Source organism: Streptomyces sp. NPDC016677 (assembly GCF_055562815.1).
This window is the reverse complement of record NZ_JBVHEO010000008.1, coordinates 217931-236370: the sequence shown is the minus strand read 5'-3', so window position 1 is coordinate 236370 and position 18440 is coordinate 217931. Positions and strand designations below refer to the sequence as shown.

16 protein-coding genes are annotated in these 18440 nt (G+C 72.0%); 13 read left to right on the top strand and 3 right to left on the bottom strand.

Going from position 1 to position 18440, the window contains the following annotated elements; genetic code table 11:
- The first annotated feature begins 11 nt into the window (after positions 1 to 11).
- The 3 genes from ACZ3IG_RS22795 to ACZ3IG_RS22785 all read left to right on the top strand — a co-directional run bounded on the left by ACZ3IG_RS22795 (position 12) and on the right by ACZ3IG_RS22785 (position 3137).
- Positions 12 to 938, top strand: coding sequence for a proline dehydrogenase family protein (locus tag ACZ3IG_RS22795; RefSeq protein ID WP_467434279.1), 927 nt, complete (start codon positions 12 to 14; stop codon positions 936 to 938).
- Between the two features lie 180 nt (positions 939 to 1118).
- Positions 1119 to 2750 carry an L-glutamate gamma-semialdehyde dehydrogenase gene (gene pruA / locus ACZ3IG_RS22790; protein WP_467434278.1) on the top strand — a complete coding sequence of 544 codons (1632 nt, stop codon included), beginning with the start codon at positions 1119 to 1121 and terminating at the stop codon, positions 2748 to 2750.
- Positions 2751 to 3005: 255 nt separating this feature from the next.
- Positions 3006 to 3137, top strand: coding sequence for a hypothetical protein (locus tag ACZ3IG_RS22785; RefSeq protein WP_467434277.1), 132 nt, complete (start codon positions 3006 to 3008; stop codon positions 3135 to 3137).
- Positions 3138 to 3146: 9 nt separating this feature from the next.
- Here ACZ3IG_RS22785 and ACZ3IG_RS22780 read toward each other — a convergent pair whose 3' ends face one another.
- Positions 3147 to 4724 (bottom strand): purple acid phosphatase family protein, encoded by a 1578-nt coding sequence (locus tag ACZ3IG_RS22780; RefSeq protein WP_467434275.1) that lies wholly within the window; start codon positions 4722 to 4724, stop codon positions 3147 to 3149.
- 132 nt (positions 4725 to 4856) lie between these two features.
- Here ACZ3IG_RS22780 and ACZ3IG_RS22775 point away from each other — a divergent pair, with 132 nt between their 5' ends.
- From ACZ3IG_RS22775 to ACZ3IG_RS22740, 8 genes are all read left to right on the top strand, one after another.
- Positions 4857 to 5900 (top strand): 3-isopropylmalate dehydrogenase, encoded by a 1044-nt coding sequence (locus ACZ3IG_RS22775; RefSeq protein ID WP_467434274.1) that lies wholly within the window; start codon positions 4857 to 4859, stop codon positions 5898 to 5900.
- Positions 5901 to 6172: 272 nt separating this feature from the next.
- Complete coding sequence (locus ACZ3IG_RS22770) at positions 6173 to 7270, top strand: branched-chain amino acid aminotransferase (protein WP_467434273.1); 1098 nt, start codon at positions 6173 to 6175, stop codon at positions 7268 to 7270.
- Between the two features lie 144 nt (positions 7271 to 7414).
- Positions 7415 to 8110 (top strand): urease subunit gamma, encoded by a 696-nt coding sequence (gene ureA / locus ACZ3IG_RS22765; protein WP_467434272.1) that lies wholly within the window; start codon positions 7415 to 7417, stop codon positions 8108 to 8110.
- Positions 8107 to 9777, top strand: a complete 1671-nt coding sequence (locus ACZ3IG_RS22760) for an urease subunit alpha (RefSeq protein ID WP_467434270.1) — start codon at positions 8107 to 8109, stop codon at positions 9775 to 9777. Before ureA ends, ACZ3IG_RS22760 begins: the two co-directional genes overlap by 4 nt.
- Before the next feature lie 8 nt (positions 9778 to 9785).
- Entirely contained in the window at positions 9786 to 10805 is a 1020-nt protein-coding gene (locus ACZ3IG_RS22755) for an agmatine deiminase family protein (RefSeq protein ID WP_467434269.1), read from the top strand.
- 12 nt (positions 10806 to 10817) lie between these two features.
- Positions 10818 to 11423 (top strand): TetR/AcrR family transcriptional regulator, encoded by a 606-nt coding sequence (locus ACZ3IG_RS22750; RefSeq protein ID WP_467434268.1) that lies wholly within the window; start codon positions 10818 to 10820, stop codon positions 11421 to 11423.
- A gap of 375 nt (positions 11424 to 11798) precedes the next feature.
- Entirely contained in the window at positions 11799 to 13406 is a 1608-nt protein-coding gene (gene cimA, locus ACZ3IG_RS22745) for a citramalate synthase (protein WP_467434267.1), read from the top strand.
- A 138-nt stretch (positions 13407 to 13544) separates the two neighbouring features.
- On the top strand, positions 13545 to 14939 hold the full coding sequence (locus ACZ3IG_RS22740; RefSeq protein WP_467434265.1) for a hypothetical protein: 1395 nt from the start codon (positions 13545 to 13547) through the stop codon (positions 14937 to 14939).
- Positions 14940 to 15181: 242 nt separating this feature from the next.
- Here ACZ3IG_RS22740 and ACZ3IG_RS22735 read toward each other — a convergent pair whose 3' ends face one another.
- Entirely contained in the window at positions 15182 to 16105 is a 924-nt protein-coding gene (locus ACZ3IG_RS22735; protein ID WP_467434264.1) for a DMT family transporter, read from the bottom strand.
- Between the two features lie 72 nt (positions 16106 to 16177).
- On the opposite strand from ACZ3IG_RS22735, the gene ACZ3IG_RS22730 reads away from it, so the two are divergent.
- A complete protein-coding gene (locus ACZ3IG_RS22730) occupies positions 16178 to 16744 on the top strand; it encodes a TetR/AcrR family transcriptional regulator (protein WP_467434263.1) in 567 nt (188 codons plus the stop codon).
- Here ACZ3IG_RS22730 and ACZ3IG_RS22725 read toward each other — a convergent pair.
- Positions 16731 to 17294, bottom strand: coding sequence for a YceI family protein (locus ACZ3IG_RS22725; RefSeq protein ID WP_467434261.1), 564 nt, complete (start codon positions 17292 to 17294; stop codon positions 16731 to 16733). The two genes, ACZ3IG_RS22730 and ACZ3IG_RS22725, sit on opposite strands and share 14 nt — an antisense overlap.
- 347 nt (positions 17295 to 17641) lie before the next feature.
- On the opposite strand from ACZ3IG_RS22725, the gene ACZ3IG_RS22720 reads away from it, so the two are divergent.
- Positions 17642 to 18418 (top strand): SDR family NAD(P)-dependent oxidoreductase, encoded by a 777-nt coding sequence (locus ACZ3IG_RS22720; protein ID WP_467434373.1) that lies wholly within the window; start codon positions 17642 to 17644, stop codon positions 18416 to 18418.
- Positions 18419 to 18440: the final 22 nt, after the last annotated feature.

Genomic DNA, 18440 nt, shown 5'->3' with positions numbered 1-18440 from the left:
GGAGGTGCCCCGTGCTGGGTCCCGTGATTCTCGCCGCGTCGCGCAGCGACCGCATGCGCCGTCTGGTCTCGGCGGCCCCGGTGACCAAGCAGGTCGTCGACCGTTTCATCCCCGGCGAGGACGTCGACGAGATCGTCCCGATCATCCGGGACCTCACGGCGAAGGGCCTGGAGCTGACGATGGACGTCGTCGGCGAGGACATCACCACCCCCGAGCAGGCCACCGCCGCCCGCGACGCCTACCTGGAGCTGATCGACCGGCTCAAGCCGCTGGAGCTGGGCAGGCGCGCGGAGATGTCCGTGAAGCTGTCGATGTTCGGGCAGGCGCTGCCCGGCGGCCACGGGCTGGCGCTCGCCAACGTCCGCCCGGTCGTCGAGGCGGCGGCGGAGATCGGCACCACGGTCACGCTGGACGCCGAGGACCACACCACCCTCGACTCGATGTTCGCCATCCACGAGGAACTGCGGAAGGACTTCCCGGGGACCGGCTGCGTGATCCAGGCGTACCTGTTCCGCACCGAGGCCGACGCGCGCCGGCTCGCCGCGGCCGGCGCTCGCGTACGGTTGGTGAAGGGCGCCTACAAGGAGCCCGCCGAGGTCGCGTACCAGGACAAGCACGAGATCGACAAAGCGTACGTGCGCGTGCTGCGGACGCTGATGGACGGCGAGGGCTACCCGATGGTCGGGTCCCACGACCCGCGTCTGATCGCCATCGCCCAGGAGCTCGCCCACCGCGCCGGGCGAAAGCCCGACGAGTACGAGTTCCAGATGCTCTACGGCATCCGCGGCGAGGAGCACCTGCGACTGGCCGCCGAGGGCCACCGCATGCGCGTCTACACCGCCTACGGCACGGACTGGTACGGCTACTTCATGAGGCGTCTGGCGGAGAAGCCGGCCAACCTCCGGTTCTTCGCGCGGAGCGTGATCGGCCATGGCTGATCCGACAAGGCTGTGCCGCGGCGACTGCCGGGGGTCCGGGGGTCGTCCCCCGGGAAGGCACAGCATGAGGCGTCTGGCGGAGAAGCCGGCCAACCTCCGGTTCTTCGTCCGCTCGATGGTCACCAAGGGCTGAGCCCGCACCCGCTCGCACACCGTTCAAGTCAAGGAGTCATGAACAACATGGACGCTGTGACCCAGGTCCCCACCCCCGTCAACGAGCCGGTGCACGGCTACGCCCCCGGCTCGCCCGAGCGCGCCCGTCTGGAGGCCAAGCTCAAGGAGCTGGCCGACAACCCGATCGACCTGCCCTGCACCATCGGCGGCGAGAAGCGGATGGGCGGCGGCGACCGCTTCGACGTCGTACAGCCGCACAACCACAAGGCGCGCCTGGGCACGTACGGGAACGCCACCCGGCAGGACGCCCAGGACGCGGTCGACGCCGCCCTGGCCGCCGCCCCGGCCTGGCGCGCGATGTCCTTCGACGACCGCGCGGCGATCATCCTGCGCGCCGCCGAGCTGCTGTCCGGCCCGTGGCGCGAGACGCTGGCCGCCTCCACCATGCTGGGTCAGTCCAAGACCGCCCAGCAGGCCGAGATCGACACGCCCTGTGAGCTGATCGACTTCTGGCGGTTCAACGTCTCCTACGCCCGCCGGATCCTGGCCGAGCAGCCCCCGGCCAACGCCCCGGGCGTCTGGAACCGTCTCGACCACCGCCCGCTGGAGGGCTTCGTCTACGCGATCACGCCGTTCAACTTCACGGCGATCGCCGCCAACCTGCCCACCGCCCCCGCCCTGATGGGCAACGTGGTGGTCTGGAAGCCGTCCCCGACGCAGACGCACGCCGCCGTGCTGATGATGGAGCTGCTGGAGGAGGCAGGGCTCCCCAAGGGCGTCATCAACCTGGTCACCGGTGACGGCCTGGAGGTCTCCGAGGTCGCCCTGAACCACCGTGACCTGGCCGGCATCCACTTCACGGGTTCGACCAAGACCTTCCAGCACCTGTGGAAGACGGTCGGCAACAACATCGAGAAGTACCGCACCTACCCGCGCCTGGTCGGCGAGACCGGCGGCAAGGACTTCGTCGTCGCCCACCCGAGCGCCGACCGTGCCGTGCTGAAGACCGCCCTGACCCGCGGCGCCTTCGAGTACCAGGGCCAGAAGTGCTCCGCCACCTCCCGCGCCTACATCCCGGCGTCCATCTGGAACGACGGCTTCAAGGAGGAGTTCGCGGCCGAGGTCGACGGCATCACCATGGGTGACGTCACCGACCTGTCGAACTTCATCGGCGCCGTCATCGACGAGCGCGCCTTCGCCAAGAACAAGGCCGCCGTCGACCGGGCCGCGGCCGACCCGGCCTGCACGATCGTCGCGGGCGGCACCTACGACGACTCGGTCGGGTACTTCGTCCGCCCGACCGTCATCGAGTGCACCGACCCGGAGAACGAGGTCTTCACCACCGAGTACTTCGGCCCGATCCTCGCCGTGCACGTCTACGACGACGAGAAGTACGACGAGACGCTGACGCAGATGGAGTCGGTGTCGGACTACGCGCTCACCGGGTCGGTCATCGCGAACGACCGTGCCGCCGCCGCGTACACGATGGAGAAGCTGCGGTACGCGGCCGGCAACTTCTACATCAACGACAAGTCGACCGGCGCCGTCGTCGGCCAGCAGCCCTTCGGCGGCGGCCGGGCCTCCGGCACCAACGACAAGGCCGGTGCCCCGCAGAACCTGATGCGCTGGACCCTGACCCGCGCCATCAAGGAGTCGCTGGTCTCCCCGACCGACTACCGCTACCCGCACATGGGCTGACGCCCCCCTGATACCGGACGGGCCAGGTCTCCCCCCGACCTGGCCCGTCCTCCGTCTCAGATAGTAGGACGTCCGAGTAATTGTGGAGACAGGGGCGTGCTCCTCCTCTACTTTTGTAGGAGCCGAACGTCTCGCTCGACCCAGCGAACGGCGGTCGTGAGCCGGACCCCGTGCAGGTGATCCCTGCGGTCCGCCGCTCCCCGCCCCTTTCCGGCCTGTCGTACTGCTCCCGTGTACCGAAGGAGTCGATCCCCCATGGCCGAGACCGCCGTCCGCCGCCGAGTCCGTCACGTCTCCCGTACCAGTGACGCCGACCGGAAGAACGCCGCCGCCGCGCTCCAGCGCGCCCTCGACCGCCGGGACAACGGCGGCGCCACCGGCCACTGAGCCGGGCGCTCACCGCCCGCGCCGCACCTCGAAGTGGTCGACGCGGGTGCCCTCCGGCGTCAGCGCCGAGACCTTCAGCTTCGGCGCGGCGCCCGCCTGAGCCTCCACGCTGAGGAACGAGAAGCCCCGGTAGCGCACCCGCGACCACTGGACCGTCTCCGCCTTGCGGTCCCGGGAGCGGGTCCAGCGGAAGCTGTCCACCGGCTCGTCGCGGGCGGTCCGCCCCTCGTGGCTCTCCGGCACGCCCGCCGGAAAGCCGTACAGCTCCTTGCCGCCGCCGCCCGCGGTCACGTACACCGTCCCGTCCCGGGTGGGGTCGGTCCACTCGCCGACGGGGACCGGGCGGCCCACCTCCCCGCCCTTGATCGCGTCGGTCCGCTCGTAGACGTGGTTGTGCCCGTTGATCACCAGGTCCACCTGGTGGCGGGCGAACAGCGGGACCCACTCGGCGCGCACCCCGCCGTCCGAGGCGTGCGTCGACGTCGAGTACGCGCAGTGGTGGAAGAACACGACGACGAAGTCCACCTCCGGCGCCGCCCGCAGCTGGGCCAGCTTCCGCGCCAGCCAGCGCGTCTGCCGGCCCTCCGTGACGCCGAGGTTGGCCGGCAGTTCGTAGGACACGTCGTTGGCGTCGAGCGCCACGACGCCCACGTTGCCGTAGGTGAAGGAGTACACCCCCGGCGCCGTACGCGGGTCGAAGCCGCTGTCCGGCAGGGAGAAACGGGCCAGTTGCCCGCCGTACCCGTCCGGCGAGTACCACGCCTCCATGTCGTGGTTGCCGGTCGTCACCATCCACGGCACCGAACGCGCCACCGGCTCCGTCTGCTTCAGGAACCGGTCCCACTGCGTGGCGTCGTACAGGTCCGACTTCTCGCCGCGGCCCTTGTCGTTGGCGTAGCAGATGTCCCCGGCGTGGAGGTGGAAGGCCGGGTCCTGGCGCAGCAGGACGCGGTTGTTGGCCACCGCCTCCGCGCCGACGCCCTGGTCGCCGAAGGCCGTGAAGGTGAAGCGCTCCGGCGCCGCGGGCGCCGTGCGGAAGGAGGCGATCGTGGCGCGGTGGGCCGGCGCCGCCGGGTCGAAGCCCTGGTGGCCGACGCCGTAGTAGTACGTCGTGCCGGGCCGCAGGCCGTCCAGGGCCGCGTGCACGTAGTACTGCTCGGCCGCCGGGCGTACGTCGTCCAGGGCCGGGGTGGCCAGGTCGCGCACCTCGGCCTCGACGCGGCGGCCCAGGTCGTCGGGGCGCAGCCCGACCCGGACGAACGGCCGGCGCACCGCCAGCGGCACCTGCCAGGAGATCCGCATCTGCCGCATCGGATCCGCGCCGAAGGCCAGATGGCGGCCGAACGGCGCGACCACCGACCCCGAGACGGCCGACGAAGCGGCCGGTGACGCGGCCGGTGACGCGGCCGGGGCGGACGCGGACCGGACGTCACGGCCGGAGCAGCCGGTCAGCAGCCCGCTCGCCACCGCCCCCGCCGTCACCAGCGTCCGGCGCCGGGAGAGCCGGGTGCGCAGATACTCGTACTGCTCCGCCATGCTCAGCCGGCGCGCCAGGTCCGGCCGGATGCCGAAGTCGGGGATGTCCATGCGGCCATTGATGCCCCGCGCGGGCCAACACCCGCACCGCGCACGGGTGAACGGGGAGCGACGGATGGGCGTCGACTGTCCGCATGGCGGACGGTGTGTGTCATCCCATGGGACGGGGAGTAGGGTGCCCGCATGTCTCGCAGCATCGATCTCGCAGTCATCCCCGGCGACGGCATCGGCCAGGAGGTCGTGGCCGAAGGCCTGAAGGTCCTCTCCGCCGTCCTCCCGCAGGATGTGAAGCTGGAGACCAAGGAGTTCGACTTCGGCGCCCGGCGCTACCACGCCACCGGTGAGACCCTCACCGACGCCGACCTCGACGCGCTGAAGAAGCACGACGCCATCCTGCTCGGCGCCATCGGCGACCCGAGCGTCCCCTCCGGTGTCCTGGAGCGCGGCTTCCTGCTCAAGCTCCGCTTCGCCTTCGACCACCACGTCAACCTGCGCCCGAGCAAGCTGCTCCCGGGCGTCGAGACCCCGCTGGCCGGCCAGCCGGAGATCGACTTCGTGGTCGTCCGCGAGGGCACCGAGGGCCCGTACACCGGCAACGGCGGCACCATCCGCAAGGGCACGCCCCACGAGGTCGCCACCGAGGTGTCCGTCAACACCGCCTACGGCGTCGAGCGCGTCGTCCGCGACGCCTTCGCCCGCGCCCAGGCCCGCCCCCGCAAGAAGCTCACGCTGGTCCACAAGAACAACGTGCTGACCTTCGCGGGCCACCTGTGGACCGGCATCTTCAACAAGGTGGCCGAGGAGTTCCCCGAGGTCACCACCGACTACATCCACGTCGACGCGGCCACCATCTACCTGGTCAACGACCCGGCCCGGTTCGACGTGATCGTCACCGACAACCTCTTCGGTGACATCATCACCGACCTCGCCGCGGCCGTCTCCGGCGGCATCGGCGTCGCCGCCAGCGGGAACATCAACCCGTCCGGCGAGTACCCCTCGATGTTCGAGCCGGTCCACGGCTCCGCGCCCGACATCGCCGGTCAGGGCAAGGCCGACCCCAGCGCCACCGTGCTCTCCGTCGCCCTGCTGCTGCGCCACCTCGGCTACGAGGCCGAGGCGACCCGGATCGAGGAGGCGGTCGCGGCCGACCTCGGCGAGCGGGCCGGCAAGCCCGCCCGTTCCACCTCCGAGATCGGTGACGCCCTCGCCGTACGAGTAGCCGGCTGACCGGGCCGCGCACTCGAAACTGAACCATTCGAAGCCGCCGGGTCCGGAAAAACAAGGCACCCGGCGGCTTTCACCTGTCTCCGCGGGGTGCGACCATCGAACCTGGGCCGCATTCACCCCGCTTCCTCCGCCGTTCCCCCGGTCACGGGCCGCGCGCGATAATCGAACGCGAGGCCGCGACATGCGGGAATGCTCGGACGTCCTACCACTGGCCACTGGCAGTACGGGCGTGGGCGCGGCCCGTCACGACAACCGGTGAAGGACAACAACCCATGACGACGCCCACGACGCCCACGATCGAACTCAAGCCCTCCGCCAGCCCGCTCTCCGCCGCCGAGCGCGACGCGATCCTGGCCAACCCGGGGTTCGGTCGCCACTTCACCGATCACATGGTGACGATCAAGTGGACCGAGGGCCGCGGCTGGCACGACGGCCGGCTCGTTCCCTACGCCCCGCTCTCCCTCGACCCGGCCACGATGGTCCTGCACTACGCGCAGGAGATCTTCGAGGGACTGAAGGCGTACCGCCGGCCCGACGGCTCCGTCGCCACCTTCCGGCCGGAGAAGAACGCCCGCCGCTTCCAGGCGTCCGCGCGCCGGCTCGGCATGCCGGAGCTGCCGGAGGAGGCGTTCATCGCGGCGTGCGACGCACTGGTCAGGCAGGACCGGGCGTGGGTCCCGGCGCACGGCGGCGAGGAGTCCCTCTACCTGCGCCCCTTCATGATCGCCACCGAGGTCGGCCTGGGCGTCAAGCCGGCCAACGAGTACCTCTTCATCGTCATCGCCTCCCCGGCCGGCGCCTACTTCCCCGGCGGTGTGAAGCCGGTCTCCATCTGGGTCTCCGAGGACCGCGTCCGCGCCGTCCCCGGCGGCATGGGCGACGCCAAGACCGGCGGCAACTACGCCGCCTCCCTCCTCGCCCAGGCCGAGGCCGCCAAGCAGGGCTGCGACCAGGTCTGCTACCTCGACGCCATCGAGCGCAAGTGGGTCGAGGAGCTGGGCGGCATGAACCTGTACTTCGTCTACGGCAACAAGATCATCACTCCCACGCTCACCGGCTCCATCCTGGAGGGCGTCACCCGCGACTCGCTCCTCACCGTCGCCCGTGACCTCGGCTACGAGGCCGAGGAGGGCCGGGTCTCCGTGGACCAGTGGCAGCGCGACTCCGAGAACGGCACCCTCACCGAGGTCTTCGCCTGCGGCACGGCGGCCGTGATCACGCCCGTCGGGACGGTCAAGCGGGCCGGTGCCCAGTGGCAGCAGGGCAGCGGCGAGTCCGGCGAGGTCACGATGCGGCTGCGCCGGGCTCTGCTGGACATCCAGCGCGGCACGGCCGAGGACACCCGCGGCTGGATGCGCACGCTCGCCTGAGCCGGCGGCAGCGGTGAAGGGGCCGCCTTGGACAGCACGTCCAGGGCGGCCCCTCTTTGTGTGCCGCTCGAACGATGAGCTTGTGGCTATTGGGTGTTCTGGCGTCTTGCTTTAGAGTGCTGCTCTAAACGAGGAGGTGCACCCGTGCGACTGACACCGACCGAACGTGACCGGCTGCTGCTGTTCTCGGCCGCCGAACTGGCCCGCGCCCGCAAGGCGCGCGGCCTGCGGCTGAACGTGCCGGAGGCGACCGCGCTGATCGCCGACACCGTCTGCGAGGCGGCCCGCGACGGCGCCCGGCTCGCCGAGGCCGTCGAACGCGCCCGGTCCGTCCTCGGCCCCGACGACGTCCTGCCGGGCGTCGCGGACGTGGTCACCGAGGTGCACGTCGAGGCGGTCTTCGACGACGGCTCCCGGCTCGCGGTGGTCACCGGCCCGATCGGCGGGGGCCTGGGGGAGGCGGCGCCGGGCGCGCTGCTGCCCGGACCGGAGCACACCGAGCCCCGGGCGGCGGTACGGATACCGGTCACCAACACCGCCACCGTGCCCGTCTCGGTCACCTCCCACTTCCACTTCTTCGAGGCCAACCCGCGCCTCGACTTCGACCGTGAGCGGGCCTACGGCATGCGGCTCGCCGTCCCCGCCGGGTCCTCGGTCCGCTTCGGCCCCGGCGAGCGCGTCGAGGTCGGGCTCGTCCCGATCGGCGGAGCACGGACCGTGATCGGGTTCGCCGGTCTGGTCGACGGGCCGCTGGACGCGCCGGGCGCGCGGGCCGAGGCCCTGCGCCGCGCCGCCGCCTGCGGATATCTGGGAGCCGGTGGTCCGGGAGCCGCCGAGTGAACCCGCACGAGTACGCCGCCACCCACGGCCCCCGGGCCGGCGACCGCCTCCGTCTCGGCGACTCGGGGCTGGTGATCCGGGTGGAGACCGACGCGCAGCGGTACGGCGACGAGTTCCTGGCCGGATTCGGCAAGACCGCCCGCGACGGACTGCACCTGAAGGCCGCCGCCGTCCGCGCCACCTGTGACGTCGTGATCAGCAACGTCGTCGTGATCGACGCGGCGCAGGGCATCCGCAAGGTGTCCATCGGCATCCGCGAGGGCCGGATCAGCGGCATCGGCCGGGCCGGGAACCCCGACACCCTCGACGGCGTGGACGTCGTCGTCGGCACCGGCACCACCATCGTCTCCGGTGAGGGACTCATCGCCACCGCCGGCGCCGTGGACACCCACGTCCACCTGCTCTCCCCGCGTGTCATGGAGGCCTCGCTCGCGTCCGGCGTCACCACGATCATCGGGCAGGAGTTCGGGCCGGTGTGGGGCGTCGGTGTCAATTCGCCCTGGGCGCTGAAGCACGCCTTCGCGGCGTTCGACGCCTGGCCGGTGAACATCGGCTTCCTGGCCCGCGGCTCCTCCTCCCACCCGGCGCCGCTCACCGAGGCCCTCGCCGAGGGCGGCGCCTGCGGCTTCAAGGTGCACGAGGACATGGGCGCCCACACCCGCGCCCTGGACACCGCGCTGCGCGTCGCCGAGGAGCACGACGTCCAGGTCGCCCTGCACAGCGACGGCCTGAACGAGTGCCTCTCGGTGGAGGACACGCTCAGGGTGCTGGAGGGCCGCACCATCCACGCCTTCCACATCGAGGGCTGCGGCGGCGGGCACGTCCCCGACGTCCTGAGGCTGGCCGGCGTCCCGAACGTCATCGGCTCCTCCACCAACCCCACCCTGCCCTTCGGCCGGGACGCGGTCGCCGAGCACTACGGCATGATCGTCTCCGTCCACGACCTCAAGACCGACCTGCCGGGCGACGCCGCGATGGCCCGCGACCGCATCCGCGCCTCGACGATGGGCGCCGAGGACGTGCTGCACGACCTGGGCGCGATCGGCATCACCTCCTCCGACGCGCAGGGCATGGGCCGGGCCGGCGAGACGGTCCGCCGTACCTTCGCGATGGCCGGGAAGATGAAGGCCGAGCGCGGCGCGGACGGCGACGACGACAACGAGCGCGTCCTGCGGTACATCGCCAAGCTGACCATCAACCCGGCGATCGCCCACGGTCTCGCCCACGAGGTCGGCTCGATCGAGACCGGCAAACTCGCCGACCTCGTGCTGTGGCGCCCGGAGTACTTCGGCGCCAAACCGCAGCTCGTACTCAAGTCCGGCTTCCCGGCGTACGGTGTCACCGGCGACCCCAACGCGGCCACCGACACCTGCGAACCCCTCGTCCTGGGCCCGCAGTTCGGCGCCCACGGCGCCACGCCCGCCGAACTGTCCGTGGCCTTCGTCGCGCGGGCCGCCCTCGACCAGGGCGCCGACCGGATGCCGACCCGCCGCCGCCGGGTGGCCGTACACGGCACCCGCGGCATAGGCCCCGCCGACCTGCGCCTGAACACCCGTACCGGACAGGTCGACGTCGACCGGCGCACCGGCCTGGTGACCCTCGACGGCGACCCGGTCCGCTCGGCACCGGCCGATTCCGTCTCCCTCAACCGCCTGTACTTCCTCTAGGACCGCCGATGACCTACCGCATGCCCCCCGAATGGGCCCCGCACGAACGCACCTGGATGGCGTGGCCCGGCCCCAACCCGACGTTCGGCGACGCCGCCGAGCTGGCCGGGGCCCGCGCCGCCTGGGCGTCGGTGGCCCGCGCCGTACGCCGCTTCGAACCGGTGACGATGGTGCACGGCCCCGGCCAGGGCGAAGGGGCGCGCGAACTGCTCGGCCCCGGCATCGACCTGGTGGAACGCCCTCTGGACGACGCGTGGATGCGCGACATCGGCCCGACCTTCGTCACCGACGGGACGGGCGGGCTGGCCGCCGTGGACTGGGTGTTCAACGGCTGGGGCGCCCAGGACTGGGCCCGCTGGGACCACGACTCCGACATCGCCCGCCAGGTCGCGGACCTGGCCGGGGCACCGGTCCTGAGCAGCACGCTCGTCAACGAGGGCGGCGCGATCCACGTCGACGGCGAGGGCACGGTCCTGCTGACCGACACCGTCCAGCTCGGCGCCGGCCGCAACCCCGGCTGGACCCGCGCCCAGGTCGAGGCGGAGATCCACGCCAAGCTCGGCACCAGCAAGGCGATCTGGCTCCCGCACGGCCTGACCGCCGACTACGGCGCCTACGGCACCCAGGGCCACGTCGACATCGTCGCGGCCTTCGCCCGGCCGGGCACCGTCCTCGTCCACACCCAGCGCGACCCGGCCCACCCCGACCACGCCCGCTCGCTGGCGTACCTGGAGATCCTGCGCGGCGAGACCGACGCGGCGGGCCGCCCCCTGGAGGTGGTGGAGGTCCCCGCCCCCACCGTCCTGAAGGACGAGAACGGCGACTGGGTCGACTACTCCTACATCAACCACTACCTCTGCAACGACGGCGTCGTGCTCTGCGCCTTCGACGACCCGAACGACAAGACCGCCGCCGACATCCTCGGCGGGCTGTTCCCCCGGCGCACCGTGGTGCCGGTCGACGCCCGTACGATCTTCGCGAACGGTGGCGGCATCCACTGCGTCACCCAACAGCAGCCGAGGGTGTAAAGGGAGTCCCAGATGGCCGGTGGGCGCAAGCAGGCCCCGCCGCGCGAGGACGTCCTCGCCACCGCCATGGAGATGATCGCCGCACGCGGCCTGGAGAAACTGACCATGGCGGCGCTCGGCCGCGAGGTCGGCATGAGCAGCGGCCACCTCCTCTACTACTTCCGCACCAAGGACGAACTGCTGCTGCGCACCCTGGAGTGGAGCGAGGGCCGCCTCGGCGCCGAGCGCGCCCGGCTGCTCGCCGCCCCCGGCCCGGCCCGCGCACGCCTCGACGCCTATGTGGAGCTGTACCTCCCCGACGGCCACCGCGACCCGCACTGGACGCTGTGGCTGGAGGTGTGGAACCGCTCGCAGAACGCCGCCGCCGACTCGGACGCCCGCGACCGGCAGGCCGCCATCGAGGGCGCCTGGCACCGCGACCTGGCCGCCCTGCTGGCGGAGGGCGTCTCGCGGGGCGAGTTCCGGGCCGTCGACCCCGACCGGTTCGCCACCCGCCTGCGGGCCCTGCTGGACGGCTTCGCCATCAACGTGGCGATCGGCCTGCGGGGGAGCGGGAGGGCGGATGCTCTCGGCCACGTACGGGAGTTCCTGGCCGAGGGCCTGCTCGCGGACGCCTGATCTCGCGTCCGGGGTGTACGCGTGTACTCCGTGAGCGCGCCCGCCCGGGGCGTCCGCCACCTGCGCCGACCTGCGCCGCGCTCGCATTCTGAGACGGACGGTGAGCGCGGGGGCGCGTTGTGCCAGACTGCCCCCGTGCTCTCGTTCGCCATGATTATTGGCAGCAGGCGCGCCGGTCCGCAGTGACCGCCACGTACGACCAGGTACGGGCGGACACCGTCGTCCTCGACCCGCGCGCAGACCTCTCGCACCCGCGAGGGGTTTTTCTGTTTCCTGGCCCACCCCAAGCCGGGAAGAGAGCGCGGGGGATCATAGACGGACGGTGGAACCGGTCATTCCGGTAGACCGAGATCCCATACAGGAGCCCTGAAGATCATGACCGCACCCAGCGAGCTGCTCGACGATTCGTTCCACGTCTTCGACACCACCCTGCGCGACGGCGCGCAGCGCGAGGGCATCAACCTCACCGTCGCGGACAAGCTGGCCATCGCCCGGCACCTGGACGACTACGGCGTGGGTTTCATCGAGGGCGGCTGGCCCGGCGCCAACCCTCGGGACACCGAGTTCTTCGCGCGCGCCGCCAAGGAGATCGACTTCCGGCACGCCCAGCTCGTCGCCTTCGGCTCCACCCGCCGCTCCGGCACCACCGCGGCCGAGGACCCGCAGGTCAGGGCGCTCCTGGACTCCGGCGCCGAGGTGGTCTGCCTGGTCGCCAAGTCCCATGACCGGCACGTCGAACTCGCCCTGCGCACCACCCTGGACGAGAACCTGGCGATGATCCGCGACACGGTCTCCTTCCTGCGGCACCAGGGCCGCCGGGTCTTCCTGGACTGCGAGCACTTCTTCGACGGCTACCGCGCCAACCCCCAGTACGCGAAGGACGTCGTCCGCGCGGCCTCGGAGGCCGGCGCCGATGTCGTCATCCTCTGCGACACCAACGGCGGCATGCTCCCCGTGCAGATCAGCGCCGTGGTCGCCACCGTGCTGGCCGACACCGGCGCCCGGCTCGGCATCCACGCCCAGGACGACACCGGCTGCGCGGTCGCCAACACCCTCGCCGCCGTCGACGCGGGCGCCACGCATGTGCAGTGCACGGCCAACGGGTACGGCGAGCGGGTCGGCAACGCCAACCTGTTCCCGGTGGTCGCCGCCCTGGAGCTGAAGTACGGCAAGCGGGTGCTGCCCGAGGGCAGGCTCCGCGAGACCACCCGCGTCTCGCACGCCATCGCCGAGGTCGTCAACCTCACCCCCTCCACCCACCAGCCCTACGTCGGCGTCTCCGCCTTCGCCCACAAGGCCGGCCTGCACGCCTCCGCCATCAAGGTCGACCCCGACCTGTACCAGCACACCGACCCCGCGCTGGTCGGCAACGCCATGCGGATGCTGGTCTCCGACATGGCGGGCCGCGCCTCCATCGAGCTGAAGGGCAAGGAACTCGGCATCGACCTCGGCGGCGACCGGGAACTGGTCGGCCGGGTCGTGGAGCGCGTCAAGGAACGCGAGCTGAAGGGGTACACGTACGAGGCCGCCGACGCCTCGTTCGAGCTGCTGCTGCGGGCGGAGGTCGAGGGCGGTCCGCTGAAGTACTTCTCCGTCGAGTCCTGGCGCGCGATCGTCGAGGACCGTCCCGACGGCAGCCACGCCAACGAGGCGACGGTGAAGCTCTGGGCCAAGGGGGAGCGCATCGTCGCCACGGCGGAGGGCAACGGTCCGGTCAACGCCCTGGACCGGGCGCTGCGGGTCGCGCTGGAACGGATCTACCCGCAGCTCGCCAAGCTGGAGCTGGTCGACTATAAGGTCCGCATCCTGGAGGGCGTCCACGGCACCGAGTCCACCACCCGCGTCCTGATCGCCACGAGCGACGGCGCGGGGGAGTGGTCGACGGTGGGGGTCGCGGAGAACGTCATCGCCGCGTCGTGGCAGGCGCTGGAGGACGCGTACACGTACGGGCTGCTGCGGGCGGGGGTCGTTCCCGCCGAGTGAGCCTGGGGCGGGGCGGAAGGGACTTCGGTCGGGGTGCGAGGGAAGGTGCCCCGACAGTGCCCCGACAGTGCTCCGAAGGTGCTCTGAAGGCGTCCCTTCCGTTCCGTTTGGGGTGGTTTTTAAGGTACTTTCGAACGTATGAGGCTCGCACTGGTGCGCATGCTCGTACGTGTTCTGATCGTGCCGGTCGCCGCCGTGCTGGCGGCGCTGTCGGTGGGTGTGTCGGTGGGGGTGTGGGGTGCGTCGGGGGCGCACGCGGCCACGGACGTGTCGGAGATCGCGGAGGCGTTGCGCGAGAGTCCGGTGTACGTGGACCCGGCCGCCTCCGGCCAGCTCTCCGACGCGGACGCGGAGGCGCTCGCCGACAAGATCGAGGACGCGGACAAGCCGATCTTCGTGGCGGTGCTGCCGGCGGACCAGCCGACGACCGAGATCTTCCGGGACCTGCGCACCGAGACCGGCGTGACCGGGCTCTACGGCATCCGGCTCGGTGACCGCTTCGACGCGCGGGCCGACAGCAGCGTGATGAGCCGGCAGGGCGTGTCCAACCTGGTCGCGGCGGTGCAGGACGCGGGTGACGCCAAGGCGCAGCTGAACGACTTCGTCGACGACGCGCTGCGGAACACGGGCGGCGCGGCGCCGAGCGGCTGGAGCGAGGGGGCCGGGGACGGTGTGCCGGTGGGCGGGCTGATCGCCACCGGTGCGGTGCTGGCCGCCGGCGGGGCCGGGGTCTACGCGCTGTCGCGGCGCAACCGGCGGCGGCACGAGGAGGAGCAGCGGGCCGCGCTGGAGAAGCTGCGGGTGGTGGTGGACGAGGACATCACCGCGTTCGGTGAGGAACTGGACCGGCTGGACTTCCATCCCGGCGAGCCGGGCGCGGACGACGCGATGCGGGCCGATTACGAACGGGCGCTGGACGCGTACGACCGGTCCAAGACGTTCATGGCCGACGCGCGTCGGCCGGAGGATGTGCGGGCCGTGACGCAGGCGGTGGAGGACGGGCGGTTCGCGCTCGCGCAGCTGGCCGCGCGGCGGGAGGGGCGGCCGTTGCCGGACCGGCGCCCGCCGTGCTTCTTCGATCCCCGGCACGGTCCGTCGGTGGCCGATGTGGCGTGGACCCCGGCGGGTGGGGCGACGCGGCAGGTGCCGGTGTGCGCGGCGGACCAGGCCCGGTTGGCGGACGGGCTGGAGCCGGTGGTGCGTGAGGTGGAGACCGAGGGTGGGCGGCGGCCGTACTGGGAGGCGGGGCCCGCGTACGGGCCGTGGGCGGGGGGTTACTTCGGAGGCGGGATGCTGCCGGGGCTGTTGGTCGGGACGATGCTCGGGAGCATGATGGCGGCGCCGGCGTATGCCGCCGATTACGGGGCCGGGTACGGGGACTTCGGCGGTGGCGGTGTCGGTGGCTATGAGGGCGGTGACGTTTCCGGGGCCGACTTCAACTCCGACGACTTCGGGGGCGGGTTCGGTGGTGGGGACTTCGGGGGTGGGGGCGACTTCGGTGGGGGTGGGGGCGACTTCGGGGGCGGCTTCTGAGGGGGGTGAGGGGGGCTGCGGGCCGCCCGGGAGAGCGGGGGCCCGGGGGCGGCGGCCCCTTGGGTGGGTCGGGCACCTGCCGGCGTGCGGGATGCGCGGCGGCGCCTCGCATGCGCGCCGGGCCGGTCCGGCGGCTGACTGTCTGCTGGGAAGCGTGAGCATTTCGGATTCAGGTGTTCACGCTGCGCTCGGATGAGCGGCCCTGCTCGCCAAGAAGATCCTGCCAGGTACCGATTCTGGTGTCAGTGTGCTCGCCGGCAAGTGGGGGACGGGGGAGCGGAGGCCGGGGAAGACCGTGTGGGCGGAGTTCCGGACGGCTTTCCTCGGCGCACGATGACGACGGCCGCGAGGCCGATGGCCAGGCCGAGGGCGGTTGTCGTGCTGAAGTGCTCGTCGAACATCAGGGCGCCCCAGACGGCCGTGACCGGGGCCATGAGGAACATCAGGGTGTTGACCTGGGTGACCCCGGAGCGGCGCAGGATCAGCCAGTACAGCCCGTAGCCGCCGAAGGTCGGCAGGACCACGAGCCAGGCGGTCGCCAGCCAGAAGGACGAGGTGGCGGGCGGGGTCGCGGTGCCGGTGGCCAGGGCCAGGGCGGCGAAGAGGGCCGCGCTGGTCGTGCAGTGGAGGGTCAGGGACGTGCGGGGGGCGACCCGGGTGCGGGAGCGGCCCTCCAGGAACGTCGCCGCGACCAGGGACAGCATGCCGAGGAACGGGACGAGGTACGCCCACCAGGCCGCGTCCGCCGCCCCGGCGTCCGCCAGGGTGACCACCGTGACGCCGGCCAGGCCCAGCCACAGGCCGAGCCACTGGCGCCGGGAGACGTACTGCCGCAGGAGCGGGCCGGCGAGCGCGCCGGCGACGAGGGGCTGGACGCCGTCGATGAGGGCGGTGGTGCCGCTGGAGACGCCGAGCTGGATGGCGTAGTAGACGCTGAGGAGGTAGCCGGTCTGGGAGAGGGCGCCGATCAGGGTCTGGCGGGCGATGGTCCGGGGGGTCAGGTCGCGCCACGCCGTCCGGGGGAGCGTGGCGAGCAGGGCGACGGCCAGGGGCAGGAACCGCCACAGCAGGAGGGTTGTCGCGGACGCGGTGTCCGAGCCGAGCTTGGCCCCGATGAAACCGGAGCTCCAGCACAGGACGAAGGCGATCGGGAGGAGCGCTTTCATGGGGGTCACCGTTGGTAGACAGATCGGTTTACTGTCGGAGTGCCCACTATACAGGTCGGTATACTTGGGGGCATGGGACAGGAAACGGGGCGCGTGCGGATGACGCCGGCCGCGCGGCGCGTCCTCGAAGCGGCCGAGCGGCTGTTCTACGCGCACGGCATCCATGCGGTGGGGGTGGATCTGATCGCGGCCGAGGCGGGGGTGACCAAGAAGACGCTCTATGACCGGTTCGGGTCGAAGGAGCAGGTCGTCGTGGAGTATCTCGCCGGGCGGGACGAGCGGTGGCGGGCGTTCCTCGCCGGGCGTCTGGAGGGGGAGGAGGGCGCGGCGCGGGTGCTGGCCGTGTTCGACGCCTCGCGTGACTGGTCGGCGGAGTACGGCGCGAAAGGGTGCGCCATGGTCAACGCCCACGCCGAGATCAGTGACCCGGCCCATCCGGCGTATCCGGTCATCGCGGCGCAGAAGGCGTGGATGCTGGAGCTGTTCACGCGGCTCGCGGGGGAGGGGATGGGTCGGGTGCTGATGCTGCTGCACGAGGGGGCGCTCGTCGCGCACGGGATGGGGGTGGTCCCGGACTCGTTCGCGGTCGCCCGCGAACAGGCCCGGGAGCTGCTCGGCGGTGGCGTCAGGCGTTCCTGATCGCCGAGATGTCGAAGACCAGCTTGATCTTGTCGGAGACCAGGACACCGCCGGTCTCCAGTGCCGCGTTCCAGGTCAGGCCCCACTCCGAGCGCTTGATCTCGGCCTTGCCCTCGAAGCCGACCCGGTCGTTGCCGAACGGGTCCTTCGCGGTGCCGTTGTACTCCAGGTCGATGGTGAGCGGCTTGGTGGTGCCGAGGATCGTCAGGTCGCCGGTGACGCGGTAGTCGTCGCCGCCGAGGGACTCCGCCGACGTGGAGCGGAAGGTCATCGTCGGGTACTCGTCGGTCTTGAAGAAGTCCGCGCTCTTGAGGTGGCCGTCGCGGTCGGCGTTGCCGGTGTCGATGCTCTCCATCGTCACGTCGAGGGTGGCGGTGGACTGGGCGGGGTCGGAGCCGTCCAGGTGCAGCGTCCCGCTGAACTCGCGGAACTGGCCCTTGACGTTGGTGACCATCGCGTGGCGGGCCACGAAGCCGATCGTGGTGTGGGCCGGGTCCAGTGTGTAGTCACCGGTGAGGGCGGCGAGGTCGGGGTGCGCGGACGTGCTCATGGTGATCTCCTCTGGCTCTTGACGCTGGTTCTTTAAACTTCAACGAGTGTGGTGCGGTGACGACCGTAGACCTGTTCAGGACAGCGTTCAACAGCATCCGCGAGGGTCGCGGAAATGGTGGGAACGTATTCCCTCGCCGCGCCGTGCCGCCACCGTCCTGAGGGTCCGGTAGGCCGCCTGGCGCACCGGCGGGCCCCTATGGGCGGACTCGGCGTGCCGGGGGGCGCCGGTCGGTGTGATGGTGGCGGGAAGCCCAGACATCGCCCGGGAGGCATCCCGTGACCCAGTCAGGACCGCCGTCCCTCCGCAAGGCCGTCGACAAGGAAATCGCGGACGCGTTCGAGGAGGTGTCCCCGCGCGGTGGCCGTGACGCCGGGCGGGACCGTCCTGTCGCGCTCGTCACCGGCGCCTCGTCCGGCATCGGTGCCGCCACGGCCCGCCGGTTCGCCGCCGGCGGCTGGCGGCTGCTGCTCAGCGGGCGGGACCGGGAGCGGCTCGACGAGACCGCCGCTGCCACGTCCGGGCTCGCCCTCCCCGCCGACCTCACCGCCGCGGACGGGCCGCGGCTGCTGGCCGAGTCGGCGCTGGCGGCGGCCGGGCGGATCGACGTGCTGGTCGCGGGCGCGGGGATCGGATGGGCGGGGCCGTTCACCGCCATGCCTCCGGCCGCCATCGGCCAGGTGCTGGCCGTCAACCTCGGCGCCACGCTGCGGCTCGTCCACGAGGTGCTGCCCGCCATGCTGGCGGCGGGCCGGGGGCGGGTGGTGCTGGTCGGCTCGGTCGCCGGGAGTGTCGGCGTACGGCAGGAGGCGGTGTACTCCGCGAGCAAGGCGGGCGTCGCCGCGTTCGCGGAGGCGCTGCGGCAGGAACTGCGGGGCACGGGGGTGGGCGTGACGCATGTCGTGCCGGGGCCGGTGGACACACCGTTCTTCGAGCGGCGCGGTACGCCGTACCAGCGGCCCTGGCCCCGGCCCACCGCGCCCGCGCGGGTGGCCGGCGCGGTCTGGGACGCGGTGCGGGACGGGCGTGACGACGTGCACGTGCCGGGCTGGCTCGCCGTCCCGGGGCGGGTGCGCGGGCTGGTGCCCGGCCTGTACCGCCGACTGCTGCACCGTTTCGGCTGACAGGCGCGGGCGTGTTCTTCCC

Bases quoted from the DNA above. Each gene is read 5' to 3' on its own strand.
- pruA (WP_467434278.1), top strand. From the start codon at position 1,119: ATGGACGCTGTGACCCAGGTCCCCACCCCCGTCAACGAGCCGGTGCAC.
- ACZ3IG_RS22785 (WP_467434277.1), top strand. From the start codon at position 3,006: ATGGCCGAGACCGCCGTCCGCCGCCGAGTCCGTCACGTCTCCCGTACC.
- ACZ3IG_RS22780 (WP_467434275.1), bottom strand. From the start codon at position 4,724: ATGGACATCCCCGACTTCGGCATCCGGCCGGACCTGGCGCGCCGGCTG.
- ACZ3IG_RS22775 (WP_467434274.1), top strand. From the start codon at position 4,857: ATGTCTCGCAGCATCGATCTCGCAGTCATCCCCGGCGACGGCATCGGC.
- ACZ3IG_RS22770 (WP_467434273.1), top strand. From the start codon at position 6,173: ATGACGACGCCCACGACGCCCACGATCGAACTCAAGCCCTCCGCCAGC.
- ACZ3IG_RS22755 (WP_467434269.1), top strand. From the start codon at position 9,786: ATGACCTACCGCATGCCCCCCGAATGGGCCCCGCACGAACGCACCTGG.
- ACZ3IG_RS22750 (WP_467434268.1), top strand. From the start codon at position 10,818: ATGGCCGGTGGGCGCAAGCAGGCCCCGCCGCGCGAGGACGTCCTCGCC.
- cimA (WP_467434267.1), top strand. From the start codon at position 11,799: ATGACCGCACCCAGCGAGCTGCTCGACGATTCGTTCCACGTCTTCGAC.
- ACZ3IG_RS22740 (WP_467434265.1), top strand. From the start codon at position 13,545: ATGAGGCTCGCACTGGTGCGCATGCTCGTACGTGTTCTGATCGTGCCG.
- ACZ3IG_RS22735 (WP_467434264.1), bottom strand. From the start codon at position 16,105: ATGAAAGCGCTCCTCCCGATCGCCTTCGTCCTGTGCTGGAGCTCCGGT.
- ACZ3IG_RS22730 (WP_467434263.1), top strand. From the start codon at position 16,178: ATGGGACAGGAAACGGGGCGCGTGCGGATGACGCCGGCCGCGCGGCGC.
- ACZ3IG_RS22725 (WP_467434261.1), bottom strand. From the start codon at position 17,294: ATGAGCACGTCCGCGCACCCCGACCTCGCCGCCCTCACCGGTGACTAC.